General features: G+C 64.2%; 7 protein-coding genes. 2 read left to right on the forward strand and 5 right to left on the reverse strand.

The genetic code is table 11. The features are described 5' to 3' along the window. Positions 1 to 58: 58 nt before the first annotated feature. Complete coding sequence (locus GNK13_RS18055) at positions 59 to 4,690, forward strand: AsmA-like C-terminal region-containing protein (RefSeq protein WP_164103952.1); 4,632 nt, start codon at positions 59 to 61, stop codon at positions 4,688 to 4,690. Between the two features lie 208 nt (positions 4,691 to 4,898). Continuing rightward, on the forward strand, positions 4,899 to 5,933 hold the full coding sequence (locus tag GNK13_RS18060; RefSeq protein ID WP_235935325.1) for a polysaccharide biosynthesis/export family protein: 1,035 nt from the start codon (positions 4,899 to 4,901) through the stop codon (positions 5,931 to 5,933). Between the two features lie 48 nt (positions 5,934 to 5,981). On the opposite strand, the gene GNK13_RS18065 is transcribed toward GNK13_RS18060, so the two are convergent. The 5 genes from GNK13_RS18065 to GNK13_RS18085 all read right to left on the reverse strand — a co-directional run bounded on the left by GNK13_RS18065 (position 5,982) and on the right by GNK13_RS18085 (position 17,165). Continuing rightward, entirely contained in the window at positions 5,982 to 7,490 is a 1,509-nt protein-coding gene (locus GNK13_RS18065; protein ID WP_164103953.1) for a sigma-54-dependent transcriptional regulator, read from the reverse strand. A 72-nt stretch (positions 7,491 to 7,562) separates the two neighbouring features. Next, a complete protein-coding gene (locus tag GNK13_RS18070) occupies positions 7,563 to 12,869 on the reverse strand; it encodes a DNA repair ATPase (protein WP_164103954.1) in 5,307 nt (1,768 codons plus the stop codon). A gap of 11 nt (positions 12,870 to 12,880) precedes the next feature. Continuing rightward, positions 12,881 to 14,917, reverse strand: coding sequence for an SPFH domain-containing protein (locus tag GNK13_RS18075; protein WP_164103955.1), 2,037 nt, complete (start codon positions 14,915 to 14,917; stop codon positions 12,881 to 12,883). Beyond that, on the reverse strand, positions 14,914 to 15,657 hold the full coding sequence (locus tag GNK13_RS18080; protein WP_164103956.1) for a hypothetical protein: 744 nt from the start codon (positions 15,655 to 15,657) through the stop codon (positions 14,914 to 14,916). The genes GNK13_RS18075 and GNK13_RS18080 overlap by 4 nt, the downstream gene beginning before the upstream one ends. Positions 15,658 to 15,977: 320 nt before the next feature. Continuing rightward, positions 15,978 to 17,165: a site-2 protease family protein gene (locus GNK13_RS18085; RefSeq protein WP_164103957.1), complete on the reverse strand. Its 1,188-nt coding sequence runs from the start codon at positions 17,163 to 17,165 to the stop codon at positions 15,978 to 15,980. Positions 17,166 to 17,585: the final 420 nt, after the last annotated feature.

Genomic DNA, 17,585 nt, shown 5'->3' on the forward strand with positions numbered 1-17,585 from the left:
CGTGAGCGACGCAGGCAGCGGTGATGCAGCAGCCCGTGATGCAGGAGTTTCGAGCCGCATGTCCCATCTCCGCGTCCTGTTATTCGCATTCGTAGCCCTTGGGGTCCCCGCTTGGTGCGCTGCCCAGGCTCCGCCGGAGCCGGTCTACTTCAGCCGCGGATTCGAGTTTGAAGAGGTCGAGATCAGCCGCGTGGCGGCTCAGCTGCGGAGTTTTGGAATTCCGGTCCCGGTCGCCCTCGAGGGGACGGCCACGGTCGATCTGACGGTCTCGATTCCGCTGAACCGGCTCACCGACGGACGCGCGTATCGCGTCCGCGGCACGCTCGAGTCGCCCGCGCTGCAGGTCGATCGGTTTCGGCTGGGCGACCTCGACGCGGCATTCGCGATCGAGAACGGTCGCTTGAGTCTGAGCAACGTGGAAGGCGAGTTTCTCGAGCCGGTGGAGATCGCCGCCGCAGCCGAGCCCGCGGCAGCCGAGCCTGCCGCAGCCTCGCCTGTTGGGCCTGGGCTGGGCCGGTTCGCTGGCGAGGCGACGGTCGAGTTGCTGCCGCTTGGACAGCTCGAGGCCGACCTGCGAGTTGAGAACCTCGATGTCCGCTTCTTCGATCCCTTTCTGGCTGAGCCCATTCCCGGCCTGGCCGGAGCGGTCGATGGTGTCGTCGAGCTGTCCGCGCCGGTGGAACGCATCGGCGATGGCGCCGCTTACCAAGCGACCGCCACGCTCGAGGCGGAGCGAGTGCGGTATGCGGAGCTGAGCTTGGTTGACGCGACGGCCGATCTGCGTCTTCTGGAAGGAACCGTCGAGCTGACGTCGCTGGCTGGGACTCTGCAGGCGATGAGCGCGGGACTCGCGGGCGGGCCGGTTGAAGAAGGTCCGGTCAACGACGGCATCGCGCTCCGCGGCACCGCGACGATCCAGCTTCCCATCGCTCCGGAACAAGATCCCCGCTGGTCAGCGACGGTGCGGAGTGGTGAAGCGGAAGTGGTCGATCTGATCGAGCTGCTGGCGGGTGCGGTGCCGCAGGAGACGACGGGAACGGTCAGCATCGAAGTGCAAGCGTCGGGGCCTCTGCTTTCCCAGCAGTTGGCGGGCGAGCAAGAGGGGGCGGGCGAGCAAGAGGGGGCAGGCGAGCAAGAGGGGGCGGGCGAGCACGAGGGGGCTGCAGCTTGGAACGCGACCGGCACGATCGCCGGTTCGGAGATCGAGATCGCTGGGTTCCGCGTCGGCACACTCAATCATCAGCTCCAGCTCTCGCCCCAGATCCTCTCGCTGCAGCCGGTCGACGGGGCCGAGATCGACGCCTTGCTGCTGCAGTCGCTACGGGCCGAGTACCGCAGCGACGCAGCGGCGCTGACGCTAGAGAATCTTTCGCTCGAGGGTTGGGATGGCAGCCTCAGCGGCGAAGCGACCTGGAGTTTGGTCGACGGCGGCCGGCACCAAGTGGCGGTGAGCTGGTCCGAGTTCGAATTTCAATTCGCTAACTTTCGCGCCTCGACGTCAGGGAATGTCGAGTGGTCCGCCCCGGAAGACCGTATGGAGTTTCCAGCCGCCCATGACTTTCGCCTGCGGGCGGAGGTGACGCAGTTGCAGCGGGAGGACCAATCGCTCGGCTCGCTCGAGGTCTCGCTCGATGCCCGCGAGCTTCCCTGGCAGCTCCGCGGCGGTGGAGAATTGTTTGACGTTCCCGCCGAGGTGTCCGCGACGCTGCAAGTGCCGGCGGCGGCCGAGTGGGAAGGGTTGCCGCAGGTTCCCGGCCGGGCGTCGTTGGTCCTCGGTCCATTCTCGCTCGAGCCGCTCGTCTCGCGGTTCGCCGAGGACGGGGCAGGCACGCCCGGTTTGGGGCTCCGTGGAACCGGCGCGGTGCGAGTCGATGCCGTGTTGTCGGCTGACGAACCTCCGCAGATGACCACCGAGCTGGCCGTTGAGGAGCTTGGTTATGGCGAGAGGCTGATCGCGGAGACGTTTGTCGCGGCGTCGGATCTGCGGTGGCTCGAGGGGCGGCTGCAGATGCTTGACTTGCGAGGCGAGCTGCGTGGGACTGGCGCTGCGACTCCGCCGCTGGAGTTTTCGGGGGTGGCCGTGGCCGAGCTTGCTCCGCTGGGGGATCTCGCGTTCGATCTGGCGACCGATGCGGTCGACTTGGCCTGGTTCAATCCGTGGATCCCGGACGCGATGGGGCCTTTTGACGGGGTTGCCGAAGGAAGGCTGCGGGCAGCGGTGCCGCTTGCGGAAGCGAGCCGAGTCGCCGCGTGGCGAGGAGCGGCCAATGTCGCATCCCGTCGGTGGCGGATGGGGGATCTGCAAATTCAGCAGTCGTCGGCCGAGCTCGTTTTGGACGAAGCGGTTCTGGTAGCCAATCGGATCAGCGGCGTCGCGGGCGGAGTGGCGCTCGCCGGCCGCGTCGCGCTGGAGCTGGAAACGGATCGGAATCCCGGAGGCGGTTGGCAGGCTCGGCTGCAGTCGACCAATGCGGACGCGGCTGATCTGTTTGGCTTGGTTGGGGCCAGCCCGCCGCCGGACACGAGCGGCTACGTCAGCTTTGACATCGAGGCTTCGGGGCACGCGGCTCGGCCAGCAGCGGAGCCAGTTGCCGGTGAAGCAGCGGAGCCAGGGCAAGCAGCGGAGCCAGGTCAAGAAGCGGAGCCAGGTCAAGAAGCGGAGCAACCGCAGGCAGCGTGGCAAGTTCGCGGCGAGGTAGCGGCCGACGCGTTGCAGGTCGCTGGCGTCGAGATCGGTCGGCTTCGCCACCAGCTTCGTCTGAGTTCGGAGCAGGTGCGGCTCGAGCCGTTGCCGGGGGCCGACGCGGGGCGGCTGCGGCTGGTTCGGTTGGCTGCGGACTATCGCGAGAGCGAGCAGGGATACGAGTTGCGGGACTTGCAGCTCGAGGGCTGGGACGGCAGGCTCGCTGGCGAGGCCTTTTGGAGCCAAGATCCGCAGCAGCCGCATCACGCCGCGATCGAGTGGTCAGGATTGCGGGTTCCGATTCCGCTGCGGTTGGTCGAACGCGGTCGGGGCGAACCGGTTGAGGGCGTAACGGACGTTGGAGACCGGGACGCAATGGTGCTGCGGATGCTGACCGCCGGTGACCTGGAGTGGTCGGTTCCAGTGGATGCGATCGGTCGCCCGTCAGCCCACCGGTTTGCGCTGCGTGCCGCGGCCCGGGAGCTGGAACTCGGCGGAGTGGACTTGGGAACGCTGGAAGTGAGCGTTGATGCCCGCGAGCCGAGATGGACGGTCGCTGGTGAGGGAACGCTGCTGAGCGGGCCGGCCGAGTTGACGGCGTCGGTTGACGTGAGCCGGGCTGGCTCGTGGGACGCGGTGCTCGAGGCACCGGCCGACGGGAAGCTGGCTGTCGGGCCGGTTCAACTCGGCGAGCTGTTTCGGCTCTGGCAGTCCGAGCAGGCGGCCGAAGGCTGGAATGGTGTCGCTGGCGTGCAATGGACGTTCGAGAGCGACGGCCAGTCCCTGCTCGAATCCTCGGGCGAACTGCGGATCGAGAACCTGTCCTACCGCAATCAGACGCTGACCGAGCGGTTAGTCGTCGAAGCGGCGAGCACGGGAGACGAGCTGAATATCCGCTCGGTCCGGGGGACGTATGCCGGCGGTCGGATCGAAGGCTCCGGTCGCTGGACGGCGGGAACCGGACCGCGGCAATTGGCCGTGCGACTCTCGTCGATCGACGCCAGCCGTGCATTGCTCCCGGTTGTGGCGACGAGCGCGGACTGGTTCGATGGCCGGTTGTCGGCCGATCTGGTGCTCAGTGGGCTGCCGGGGCCGCGGGTTGCTGGGGGTCGGCAAACCGCTGAGGCGCTGCGGGTCAGCGGGCGGATGCAGCTGAGCAACGGCGAGACCTTTGGGCTGCAGGCGCGGAGCCTGCGGGCGCGGGTTCAGGGGGCGGTGAATCTCCCAAGCCTGCGATGGTCGCTGGAGCTTTCGGATCTGCAGGCGAGCCGCGGCCGAGGGCGAGTGGCGGGGCAGCTGCGGTTGGAGCAGTCGCGAGCCCGGAGCGACCGCGTCGACCTGGACAGCCAGTTCACGGCGACCGATCTCGATTTTCAAGAAGTGCTCGCCGAGTTGGCCGGAGGCGGGCCGCCCACTTTCGGCAGCGGATCGCTCACCGGTACCGCCACGCTCCGTGGTCGAGCGATTGAGAGTTTCGCCGATTTAGAAGGGCGGATCGTCGGTCGGCTCGGCGGAACCGATGCCACCGCGGTCCCTGGGCTGATGTCCGCGCAGAACTACCTTGGGGTGCTCTCGCTGCGCAACACCGAGTTCAACCGTGGCGAGATCGAAGCCCGGCTCCGCCACGGGGAGCTGCAGATCCTCGAGTTCTGGGTGGCCAGCGACCAGCTCCGCGTTTGGGCCGATGGCAACGTGTCGCTTCGCAGCGGCCGGCTGGATGTCGATGCGGTCGCCGCGACTGGCGATTTTCAAGCCAGCAATCCGGCAATCCTGGCTCTGGCCCGCACCGTGGCCCTCGATGCGGCGCTGCCGATCAGCGCGCTGATGCGGGCCAACGAGTTGCTCAGCAATCGCGTGGTCAATCTGAGTCTCGGAGGGACCTACCAGCGGCCGGTGGTCCGCGTCCGGCCAGCTGCGACGCTGACTCGCAACGCGGCCACGTTCTTCCTGCGAGAAGCCGCGGGAATGGCAGGCCTGCAGGCGGGAGTGCTGAGTACTGAGTACTGAGCACTGCTGGGTTTTTCGGGTTGGATGGTTTGTGAGGGTTGGTGGGGACTTCGCTGGGCTGGAAAGGTGGTGCTGAAGCGGCTGCACGATGGTGACCGATGGAGCTTCTGTGACGGTCGATCCGGCTCGTGCGCGTGACGGGATCGTCCGACGGTTCTGCCGAGAGAGAGCTCTCGGTTCCGCTGGCTCTCCACTGCGGCGTCGCCCCATGATCCGTACCTGTTTTTCCATCGGTCGCTGGCTTGCGTCGGCCTTGCTCGTCGTCGCGGTGGCCGGGTGCTCTACCTCGGGCGGCACCTTTTCGCTCGTACCGACGGGGCACTACCTGACCGAGCAGACCGAAGCGGTTTTGGATGCGTCGCCGCGCGTCGCGGCCCTGCCCCGGGAGCTGGACAAAACGGTTCTGCCGGCGATGTTCCTGCAGCCGGGCGACATGCTGTTGGTCGAGCCGGTCGACTTCGCCAGCGAAGTTCGCTTGCCCGCCGACCAGGAAGTGCTGCCTGACGGCACGATCGATCTAGCCGGCTATGGTCGGGTGATCGTGGCGGGACTGACGATCGAGCAGGCCGAGCAGCTCGTCGAAACGACGCTCCACGACGCGGGCGAGGAAGGCGAGCAGGTCAACATCCGGATGGTCGAGCCCCAACTCGTGTACTACGTGTTGGGTGAAGTTAGCTCGCCGGGGGCCTATCCGCTGACTGGCAACGAAACGGTCCTCGACGGCATCTTGGCCGCTGGTGGATTGACCAGCCGAGCGTCGCCCTGCGACATCCTGCTCGCCCGACCCACGCCGCCACCGAGCTGCCGCGTGACGCTGCCGATCTGCTACCGCCAGATCACGCAGCTCGGCGACACGTCGACGAATTACCAGCTCCAGCCCGGGGATCGGATCTTCGTCGGTTCGCGGACGCTGTGCGAGGATCTCGCGTTTTGGCGGACCCGGGAAACCTGCGAACGCTGTGATTGTCGGGCCCAGTACCCCTGTTCCAATCCGTGCGTCGCTCAGCCGGGCAATCCCTTCAGCGTGCTGCCGGCCCAGCCCTACCCAGCGACCGAGTTCCCCGGGGCTCCGTCGATTCTCTCGCAGCCCGAGGGAGCCGAGTCGGCGCCGCTGCCGCCGGGCGTTCCCGCGCCACCTGCGGTCGAGACGGAGGATGGGGAGGTTTATCCCTCGGTCCAGGCTCCGCAAGTGCCTCGGCGGCCGATCGAGCCGCCGGTTGCAGCGACCGGGTTGATCGAGTGAGGTGCTGGTTTGTTTCAGCCCTTCAGGCTGTGAGGGATGGCGAGGCGATTATTCCTCGGGCGCTGAATCGCTGGCGTCCTCCGCGCTATTGACCACTTCACCGCCGTCGTCCTCTTCACCGTCGTCTTTCTTGTACTGATCGAGGCGACGGTAGAGGGTGCGGGCACCGATCCCGAGAATTTTGGCGGCCTCTTCGCGATTGCCGCCGGTCAGCGTCAGCGTGGACTGGATCGCCCATTTTTCGATGTCGGCCAGGGGGCGGCCAAGGAGACTCATCTCGCTGCTGCCGGCGGCGACCATCTCCTGCGGTTCGGCTGCGCCTTCGTCCTCGCTCAGTTCCGGAGGGAGGTCGTCGATGTCGAGTTGGCCGTCGGTGTCGAGCACGACCAGGGTTTCGACGAAGTTTCGCAGCTGGCGAATATTGCCGGGCCAGTCGTATCCAAAGAACCGCTTGGTCACCGCGGGAGTGAAGTGGGCGGTCGGTTTCCCATGCCGTTTGAGGAATATTTTGCGGAAGTGGTCCATGAGCGGGATGATGTCGTCGCGCCGCTCGCGGAGGGGGGGAAGGACGATCGTGACGACTTTCAAGCGGAAGTAGAGGTCGTTGCGGAATTCGCCCGCCTCGACCATTGTTTCGAGCGGCCGGTTGGTGGCGCTGACCAGCCGCACGTTGACCTTGATCGGTTTGTTGTCGCCGACCCGCTGGATCTGGTGTTCTTCCAGCACCCGCAGCAATTTGATTTGGGTGGCCATCGGCATGTCGCCGACTTCGTCCAAGAACAGCGTGCCGCCGTTGGCGTATTCGAACGCTCCCACGCGATCGGAGGCAGCGTCGGTGAAGGCTCCGCGGACGTGCCCAAAGAGCTCGCTCTCGACCAGCGTCTCGGAGACCGCGCGAGTGTTCAGGGCGACCATCCGCTTTGCCTTGCGGGGGCTGTTCTGGTGGATGGCCTGGGCGATCAACTCCTTGCCGGTGCCGCTCTCGCCGGTGATCAGGACCGTGGCATCGGTCGGTGCGATCCGTTTGAGACGGTCGATCACCGTCTGCATTTTGGCGCTGGCGTAAATGATCCCTTCGAAGCCGAATCGCTCGTCGAGCCGTTGGTGCAGTTCGGTGTTCTGGCGACGCAGGCGGACCGCTTCAGCCGCTTTCTCGGTCACCGCGCGGAGCCGCTGCGGCGTGATCGGTTTTTCGAGAAAGTTGAACGCCCCCTGCTGCATCGCCTCGACCGCTTTGGGGACTGTCGCGTGGCCGGTGACCATCACGACTTCGCTCTCCGGGAGGTTCTGGCGGGCGAGCTTGAGGATCTGCATCCCATCGACTTCGTTCATCACCATGTCGGTGATCACGAGATCGAACGTTTCCCGCTCGATCTGCTTGGCGCCCTCGGGACCGGTGGTGGCGACGTGGCAGCGGTAGCCGACTCGCTCGAGGCTCTCGGTCATCGCCCGCGCATGTGCCGGATCGTTGTCGACGACCAGCACTGAAAAGTCGCCCGGCTGGAGCGGGCTGTCGGCCTCCGCTCGATCATCATTCTTGGGTTGCGTCTCGCTCATCCGACCAATATTAGGCCATCGGCCCCGAACCCGACAATCGGCCCCGAACCAATCCAAACGGGCGCTGGCCAGCTACTCGTCTTCGGCTTGGGATTCTTCGAGCAGCGTGCGGAGCTGTTCGTGCTGGCGGAGCGCCTCTTCGATCTGCTCGCGGAGACGGCTGACTTCTCGGGCGTTGCCGTTGGTCTCGGCCAGCAGCGGGCGGAGCCACTCCTGCATCAAGTGGAATTGGCCGCGAACGACGTCTAGCATGACTCGCGGGACTTTGTGCTGGACCAGAACTTTTTGCTCCGGCGGGTCGCTGGCCTGCCGCTCAGCGATCCGCTGTAGCCCGGCCGCCGTCTCGCGGACCGCGTCGCTGAGGACGTGCCGGTCGGCGTCGAACAGGCTGCTCAGTTTGGCCAGATGGTCGGCGATCCGTTCGGTCGCCTCGCGCCCGTCGCGGCTGGCTACGGCCTGCTGCATCACGCGGCGGATCGACTCGAGCCCGTCCCGCAGCGCCTGCAGCTGGCGCATCAGTTGGCCCATGCTGTCGGCCGGGTCGAGGTTTCCCATCCGCGTGTTTTCAACGTACGCGTATTTGATCGCCTCCCACCGCTCGGTCTCCTGCGGAGTGAGCGCGCCGGTCAGCTCCTTGAACTTCAGCACGTTGGCTTCGTTGTCGCCGGTGAGCGTTTGCGCGTCTTGTTCGTAGGTGCTGAAGATCAGCGACTGGAGCTCGGTCTGGTTCATGACCGGCACGACCCGCTCGGCCATGCGGTTCATGTTGCGATAACTGCCTTGCAACTTGAAGGGTGGTTCGGTGCGGTAGGCGTCGACTTGAGCGGCGCTGCGGATGTATTGGCGATTGATCTTAAGCACCACGTCGCGGATGCGGATCAGCTTTTGCAACACCGCGAACATCTCGCGGACTTGGTCCATCGACCAGGCTCCTTCCAGATCGATGCCCTCGAGCGTGTCTCGCTCGGCGGCGCGGATCAGCGCGCGGGCGTCCTGGGGCGAACCGCCAGCGAGCGGTTGCAGCGTGGGATTGCTGGTCAAACAGTTTTCCAGATAGCTCATCTCAAACGCGTCGACGGCCGTGCCGATCGTTTCGCCGAGGTTATACGTATCGGCCCGGTTGCTGAGCATGTCGGGAATCTGGAACCGCTCGCCGCTCTCGGTATAAGGATTTCCAGCCATCACAACGGCGACTCGCCGCCCGCGGAGGTCATACGTGCGGGTGTGCCCTTTCCAGACGCCTTCGATTTTGCGGGTCGCGTCGCAGAGCGAGATAAATTTCTGCAAAAGCTCGGGATGGACGTGTTGGATGTCGTCCAAATAGAGCATCACGTTGTCGCCCATTTCGAGCGCCATATTCAAGCGAATCATCTCCTCGCGAGCCGCCGCGTTGGGGGCTTCGGAGGGATCGAGCGATTTGACGTCGTGCCCGACCGCCGGACCGTTGATCTTGACGAAGATCAGCCCGAGCCGGTTGGCGATGTACTCCATCAGCGTCGTCTTGCCGTAACCGGGCGGGCTGATCAGCAACAGCAAGCCCATGCGGTCGACCCGTTTGCTCTCGCCGCTGACGCCGATCTGTTTGGCGAGGTTGTCTCCGACGAGCGGCAGATAAACTTCGTCGATCAGCCGGTTGCGGACAAAGCTGCTCAGCACCCGCGGTTTGAATTCCTCGATCCGCATCTCCTCTCGCGCCGCTTCGACCAAGGCGGCTTTGGTCGCTCGATGGGCGGTGAACCGAGGCACGACGTCCGCTTGGTAGCGGCGGACTCGAGTCAGCAGCTCGTGGTAGTGCACGCTCAGTCGCCCCGATTCGATACGGCGATGCGAACCGGCCATTCCCTCGAGCAGGCGAGCGATCTCCACGTCTCTCACCCGCAGTCCTTCGATTCCGCCCCGGAGGATCAGCCAGGCCAGCTCATCGCGGTACGCCGACGCCGGATCGACAGCTGACGCCGAGCCATTCGCCGAGGTGGCATCGTCGGTGTGCGACTGCAGGAACGCTTCTGCCCAGTTGCGAGCCAGCACGAACGTTTCCAGCGGTGGGCGGTCTTCCCGCCAGGTCGCGTCTTCCACCCACCGCTCGCGGTCGCTTTGCGGGATCGATTCGCAGAAGCCGTGGTAGAGGTCGACCGCCCGTTGGCTCGCGGTCGGGGGAGCTTCCTGCGGCGCGGAGCGCTCGGCCGTGTCGCGGGTTTCCTGGACGAGTTCAGCGAACAGGTACTGTGCGATTTCCTCGGCCGAGACGCCGGGGAATAGTGCGCCGAGCGAGTGTTCCTCGAGGACTGGCGAGACCATTTCGGCGAGCCGTTGGCGAAACTCGGCTGCCGGCCGCGCCGCGGGAAAGGCCCGAGCGAGTTTCGCGAAGCCGCCGATCCACTGCGTCATCCGCTGGCGTTCGGCTCGTCCGAGCAGCGTTTCCCACCACAGTCGGCCAGCCACGCGAATCGCCGGCCGGTGGGCGAGCAGTCCGATCCGCTCGTCGATGTCCCACAGCGTCGAGAGGATTCGCGCCGCGTCCTCATCGTGGACCCCCTTGGCGTAGCCTTCGCTCAGTCGTCGGCCGACCGCTTCGCGCGCGGCTGCCGCGGGATCGTCGCGGCCGACTCCCGCGTCGAACAGGGAAACCGCGAGGAACTCGGCCCGATACACGTCGGCGTTCTCGCTGATCCACTCCTGGGCCCAAAGGTCGCGCGAATTTTCCAGATCGGGATGGACGAGCGGTTCGAAAAACTGGGTGCCGGTGAAATGCAGGCAGAGCTTGCCATCGCGGAGGACCGTGGTGAGATCGGCCGGCTGCGTATTGACGGCGAAGCGATGTTTGCCGAGCCGGATTGCCTCGCCGCCATCCTCATACAGTTCTTGGCGATCTTTCAACTGGCGGATCGAATCCTCGCGGATCGTCTTCAGTCGACTCTGCAGATCGCCGACGCGCACGGTGTCGTCGAGTTTGCCCAGCTGGTCGATGATCCCGCGGACCTTCTCGACCATCAGGTCCGAAGCGAAGTAGGCGTGAATGGCATCGACCGAATCGAGCCGTCTGACGCGCGACTGGATACCTCCCAGGATCCGTTCGGCCGCCGACCCCAGCGTCTCGGCGTGGCGATTTCGCTTTTCGACCAGCTGGACTTTGCGAGACTCGAACGCGTTGTAAAGTTCTTCGCGCTTCTCGGTCAGCCGCGCGACGAACTCATCGAACTCGGCGAAGCGTCCTTCGAGTTCTTCGAGCTGGACCATCAGCTTGGTCAGATACTCGTCGCATTTTTCGGGCTGATCGCTGACGCTCAGATAGCCCGAGGCGGTTTGGTCGAGCAGCTTCAGTTGCGAGGCGAACTCCGCGCGGCCTTCGGCGCCGACCAAATCGGCGAGCCGAGCTTTCAGCGAGCTGCGGACGCGGTTCAAGTTCGCCAGCGCGTCGCCGATCGCGTCGATGATCTCGGTCCGCTTGGTGGCATCCTCGATCCGCAAATTGCTGACCGTCTCGGTCAGCAGTTCGAGGTGGCCGGCGGCTTGATCGATCTCCTCCTCGAGCGCTTTTCCCTCGGCTACCGTGGCGATACCCGCGACCCGCCCTTCGAGTTCGGCGGCCCGTTCGCGGTAGGGAGCCAAGGCGTTGTCGGTCAGCAGAAAGTCGACGCAGCGGCGGCTGAGACGTTCGGCTTTTTCTCCCAGAGAAGCCTCGATCGCCGCAATCCGCTCGGCGTCGCCGTAGCGGAGGTCGCGGAGTCCGATCGCGTGGCCCCGCTGCTCCCGCAGCGCCGCTAAGTGGCCGACAAAGTCGTCGATCGTGGCGAAGCGACCGCGGTCGATCTCCTTGATCAGCTGTTCGGCCGCTTGTTCGACGGCGGTGGTCTTGGCCTCGGTCTCGCGGCGAACGCGGACGACCTTTTCAAACTCTTCGACCGCCGCCGAAGCCGCCTCGCGAATCGTTTGCAGCGGTTCGTTGAGGTGGCTGGCTTCCTCTTTATCGAGCCAGAAATAGCTGTCGAGGATATCGCTGGTTTTCTTTACCAGGTCGACATACAGCCCGTCGTAGCTGTCTTCCTTATCGAGCAGAGAGAGAATCTCCGCGCATTCGGCCATCCCGCGGACCAGCTCTTTGTTGCCGATCTTATATAGCAGCGAATCGGTGTCGCTCTCGGGGACCACATCGGGACCGACGAAAGGCGTTTGCCAGATCTGGATCGCGTGGTGCTTTTGCGGCTCCGCGTGGCTGCGGAAGCAAACCATTTCTCCCTGTTCGAAAAACGTTTGGCCGCTGCAGATTTGGGGCGTATCGACCTGTTGGCGGATCAGGTTATAGCGCAGCTGGATGTAGTCGCCCGAATCGCGGCCATAGAACAGGTATAAGAAGTCTTCGCCGTTGGGGGCTGCGATGGTTCGTTCATAGAGCATGTCCACCAGCCCGTGATCGAACTGTTTGGACTCGCCGGTCTGCAGGTAGTAGCCGCCGGGATAGATGATCCCATGGTCGTCGGGCAGCAGCACGCAAGCCTGAGCGATCGCGTCGATCCGGTCGACGCGATTGAGCTTGGCGTTGAAGACGAGATACCGAAACGCCTGTTCCTGATAGGGGCGAATCTTGAGCAGGACGAGGTTGCCGAGCGACGCGTAGTAGATCTCTGCGTCGTCGAGCGTTTGGTCGGGATTGTCGACCGGTTCAGCATAGATCCCGCGACCGCTTTCGGTGTTGTCCTCAACCTTAATCGTCAGGTCGCCGCCGACGCATTCGACGAACACGCGGTCCTCGATCGCGATGTGCGGGTGGGCGCCATAGCGATGTTGGTCGCGGGTGGTCCGCTGCCACTCGAATTCGTGCTGAGGCGGGTAGCGGACCTCATGCTCGCTGCGGTTGTCGACGTACTCGAGCGGCCGATCCTCCTTGTTGGGCGGCAACCGCCATTTGAAGGTCTTGATGTCGAGCGGCGTTTTGCCGACCTGGAAGACCAGGTGCAGGAAGGGGCCGGCGAAGAAAAACTTGGCCAGCGAGGTGCCTTTGTAGAACCGATACAGTTCGCGAAAGTCGCGCTCGAACTGGTCGCTGTCGATCAGCTTGGAGAGGGGCTCGCTATGGAACTGGCGGTCCTCGAAGCGGTAGACGGCGAACACATCCTGGAGATGGGTTTCGGTCTTGAGCCCGAACTGGACGTTGTAACCGAAGAGGAAGCGATCACCGATTGCGGCCAGATCCCGCGGGACGCAGTTGTGCTCGGTCGTGACCCGGACGGTTTCGAGCAGCCGGGTCTCGATGTTGCCAAAAACGTCCGCCCGCGCCGCGTTGAGCGCGGCGATCCGTTGGCGGAGTTCACCGGCAGCTCCACGGAGCCGTTCCCGCAGGACCTCATACGTTCCCGCGTCGAGATGCGTCGAAGAGGCCATAGCGAATTTTCTCAGGCGCCGTTGGGGCTAGGCTTTGCCGTGACGGTTAACCGTTCGAGCGTTTGATCGGCGAAACCCGCCGAGCCGGCCATTCCGAGCAGGCTGGTCAGTTGTCCGCGAATGTCTTCGCTCTTGGCCATGCCCATCATTTTGGCGATCAGCGCCGCGACTGAAAGGTCTTTGACGTCGCTGCTATCGACATCGAATTGGCTGATCAGCTCGGTCAACTTGTCGCGGAAGTAAGCCGGGTTGCCATCGAAGAAGGTCTCCTTGATATCGGTCGCAACCCGGCTGTTGTAGACGAAGCGGTCGATGGCTTTGCCCCCTTTGACCGCGGCGGTGATCTGGTCGAAGAACTGGCCGTCGCCGCCGATGATGTCGATCCGCGCCGCCCGCAGGGCTTCGCCGACGACTCCGGCTTGCGATTCGGCGATCTGACGCTGGGCCTGGATCGCAGCGATCTCGACCTCCTTTTCCTTGTCCAGTTTCAGTTTGAACTCCTCGTGCTCCTTGCCGACCGAGTCGAGCTCCTTCATGGCGGTCGCCTTCTCGGTGATTCCCGCCGCTTCGCTGGCGTATTTTTGTTGCAGGACGTGGGCCTCGGCCAGTCCTTCCTTCTCGAGCGCCGAGGCGCGAGCCTCCATCACTCGGACGTCCGCCAATCCGCTCGCGGCGACCTTGGCCGTTTCGGCTTCGGCCAGCATCTTGGTGGCGGCGGTTTCCTTCTCGGCCGCATCGCGGCGGGCTTCGGCTTCGATACGGACCTTGGCGGCGAGCATTTCGGCCGCTCGTTTGGCCGCTTCGGCTGCCTTGGTTTCGCGAATCAAGGCTTCCTCGGCAGCCATCTCGGCCGCGGTGACCTGAACGACCTTCTTGCGGTCGGCGGCCGCCTTCTCTTCGGTATCCTTGATCCGTTCCCGCTCCTCGACGACCGCCCGTTCGACGGCGACCCGCTCGCGGATGACTTCTTGGATATTGCGATTTTCGACTTCGATCGCTTTTTCCTTCTCGACGCTCGCCACGCCGACGACGCGTTCCCGTTCGGTTGCTTCGAGCATCCGATCGCGTTCGACCCGTTCGACCTCGATCGCGTCGGTCCGCTCTTTGTTCCGCATCGCGACCAGGATCTGCCGGTTCTTGTTTTCCTCGGCAATCCCCAGCTCTTCCTCGGTCGTGATTCGGGCCCGCTCGGACTGCAGTCGCTGTTCTTCGCGAACCCGCGCCGCGGCGGCGTTTTCGCGGGCTTCAATTTCAGCAATTTCTCGGCGTTGTTTCTCGACCGCCTCGACCCGTTGCCGCTCGAGCTCGAGAATCGTCTCCTCCGCTTCGACATCCTGCTTCTTCAGCAGTTTCTCTTTGTCGCGGGTGAATTGGTTTTCCTTGACCTTTTCCTTGGACGTCAGCTCGGTGATCTTTTTGATCCCCTCGGCGTCCAGGATGTTGTTGGGATTGAGCAGCTCGAGAGGGGTTTGCTCGAGATAGTCGATCGCCGCGTCGTCCAGCCGGTAGCCGTTCAAATCGGTGCCGATCACCCGCAGGATCTGATCCTTGAACTGATCGCGTTTGTCGTACAGATCGACGAAGTCAAACTGTTTGCCGACCGTTTTCAGCGCTTCGCTGAATTTGGCGTCGAACAATTCGCGGAGCGTCTCGAGCTGGCTGCAGCGTTTGGCGCCGATCGATTGGGCGACCTCGCGAATTTCTTCTTCGGTTTTGTCGACGCGAATGAAGAAGGCGACTTTGATGTCGGCGCGGATGTTATCGCGACAGATCAAGCCTTCGGAGCCTTGGCGGGCGATCTCAAAGCTCTTCAGCGTCAGGTCCATGCGCTCGGTGTGGTTGAACACCGGGATCACGACCATGCCACCGCCGGAGACGACCCGCATGTCCCGCTTGCCCCCGGTGACGATCAACGCCTCGTCGGGACCGACTTTGACGTAGAAGGTGCTCACCAGGATGGCAACGGCCGCGGCCAGTAAGACGCCGATCGCAATCACGATCGCCGCGGTCTGGCCCGTGAGGATTTGGCTCCACAGGAATAAATTCATCGATCCGCCTCAGAAGACTGGACTGTGTAAATCCGCGTTTTGGTATCAAAATCCACGATCGTCGCTCGCTGGCCTTTCACCAAGGTTTCACCCGTGGTTCGGACGTTTAGAAGCAGCGGAGCCGCATCGGTCTTATACTTCGCTCGTCCGAATTGAGCGGTGGCTTCGGTAGTCGAAATCTCACACTCTTCGCCGATCATCCGGTCGCTGCGATAAAAATGGTTTCGCTCGAACCACCGCGTCATTGGACCGGTGGCCAATTTCGTCACCCCCACGGCGAGCACCGCATTGCGGCTGGCCAAGAGGAGGCTGGCAAGCAAGGTCGGCGCATAGCGATGGCGGTCAAAGGCGTCCCACAGGACGAGCGAGATCACCCACCAGGTGAAGCCAAATAGCCCCATCCAGACGAACAACGGCACCCGGCTGAGATTCAGCCAGCGGACCGTCGCTGCCCCCAGGGAGCCGAGCGAGTCGAGCGAATCGGGGAGCTCCTCCGCTCCTCCACCACCGAGCGAACCACTCCCAGCAGCCCCACTCCCAGCAGCCCCACCGCTGGGAAGCTCGCCTCCCGCCTCGGGCAAATCGCCGCCCGATCCAAACTCGGGGCTCTCCAGATCGGCATCGGCGAGCCCGACGAGGATCAGGATCGCGTAAATGAGCAGAAAACCGAGCATCACGCTGGCCGGCCAGACCGGTCCGGTGAACGCCGTTTCGAGCAGACCTGTCAGTGTTGCTGGCACAGTCGAATTCCCCGGAACGACTTCTGCGGCGTGGCGCCCTCGGCGACCCAATTCTCCGCACCCAAGTCTAGGATGTCCCCCGATGCAGGGGGATTAGAAACACAGCAAAAAGCTCACTTTTTTCCCGCCTCCCGGGGGCTCGTGTGCAAGCCCGCTGGGGAGGCCTCGCCGCTGATGGGAGACGCCGCAAAAATCCCCCTCATGGTTCCTACGCCATCTGCCCCCCCTGATGTAAGGGAGCGCTGAGCTGGCACGGTGTTCGTCGTCGGCGGGCCAACCTTGGCACTTTTTTGGGGAACCAGCCGCTCGGTTGCTGAGGCTCAGGCGTACGTATCAGCGCCTCGGGGCCTCTCGACCAGCACCGCGTCGAAGATCTCCGCCTCGTCCGGTCCTCCGCGTCCTTGAGCCCAGGGGGCCAGAGCGAGGCGGTCGGCGAGGGATTCGAAGTCGAGCACTCCCAGAAGTCGCCCCTGGGCATCGAGCACCGGAACCACGGTTTGCTGGCGAGGGGGAAGTCCGCCCACTTGGGCGGCGAGCGAACCGGGGGCTTCGAGCGTTGGATAGCTGCGGGTGAGCAGATCGCTCGCCGTGGCGGTCGTGCGGCCGCTGCGAACCGCTTCGGCGACGGCATCGACTCCGAGCATCCCGAGGTAGTGCGTGCCAACGCCCAGGACCGGGACGCTCCGCAACGAGCGGCGGTGGAAGAACTCGACCAGCGTGGCGAGCGAGTCGAGGGCGTGGACGCTGGTCGTGTCGCGGATCATGGCATCCTCGATGCGGATCCCGCGGATCAACTCGCTCGCCTCCACGTGCCGCGATTCCATCCAGCCGGCATAGCCGATGAACGCGGCGATCAGGACCATCACGATCGCCTGCGACTGAAAGCCCACAAAAGCCATCAGGACCGCGGCGACCAATCCGATCCGAGCGGCGACCTGCGTGGCCCGACGGTACTCGAGCACCATCGCCAGCAGCGACCGCAACACCCGGCCGCCGTCCATCGGGAACGCCGGAATCATGTTGAACAGCACCAGCGCGATGTTGACCGCCAACAGCCAGCCGGCGGTAGTCGTCAGCAGGATTGGCTCGATCACATCCAGCGACCCCGAGCAAACCGCGGGCACGAAGATCACCAAACCGAGGGCGATCAAGGCGGCGATCGCGACGTTCACCGCGGGGCCGGCGACGGCGACCAAAAATTCCTGCCACGGGACGCGCGGCATCCGCTCCAGGCGGGCCAAACCGCCAATCGGCAGCAGCGTGATGTCGACCGTTCGCACGCCGAACCGGCGGGCCGCCATCGCATGCCCGTACTCGTGCAGCGTCACGCAGACGAAGAGCGCGAAGATCCGCAGCACGTTGATCAGCGCCGCTTCCCAGCCCTCACCGGCCGCCAAACTCCAGCCGCCAAGGCTCAGCGGCAGCAGCCAGTAGGACCAGTGGATGAAGAGGTCGATCCCCAGGAATCGGCCGACTTTTAAGCGGCGGGTGAGTTTTCGCTTCAACATCCATCTTAAGCCAACGAAATCAGAACACAGACTCTTTGCGCCCAGGCAGACACTACGCCCCGGCAAGCCGCGCGGTTTGCGTCATCGTACCAGCCAGTGTGCGTTTGGCTCAGTCCGGGCCATCCATCAGCCGCAACGCGCGAGGCTCTGTCAGAAACCCCTGAGCCGACGGCGCTAGCCGCGGGTTCTGTAGCGGAGACCCCGGGGCTGCGAGGCCCGAGGCTAGCGCCTACGGCTCAAAAGAGTGGAATCGCCATGTTTTCTGGCAGAGCCTAGCTGGACAGCGCCACTTTCTTACGCTGAATTGCCATAAAGTCAGCAGTGCTCAGCAGTTGGCTACCAAGTCGTTTAACGGCAAGCCGAAGGCGACTGTGTTTTAAAAAGCAGTCGCCTTCGGCTTGCCGTTAAACGATTTTTCCG

Origin of the sequence: Candidatus Laterigemmans baculatus (assembly GCF_010367455.1) — a bacterium.
Classification (GTDB): domain Bacteria; phylum Planctomycetota; class Planctomycetia; order Pirellulales; family Pirellulaceae; genus Laterigemmans; species Laterigemmans baculatus.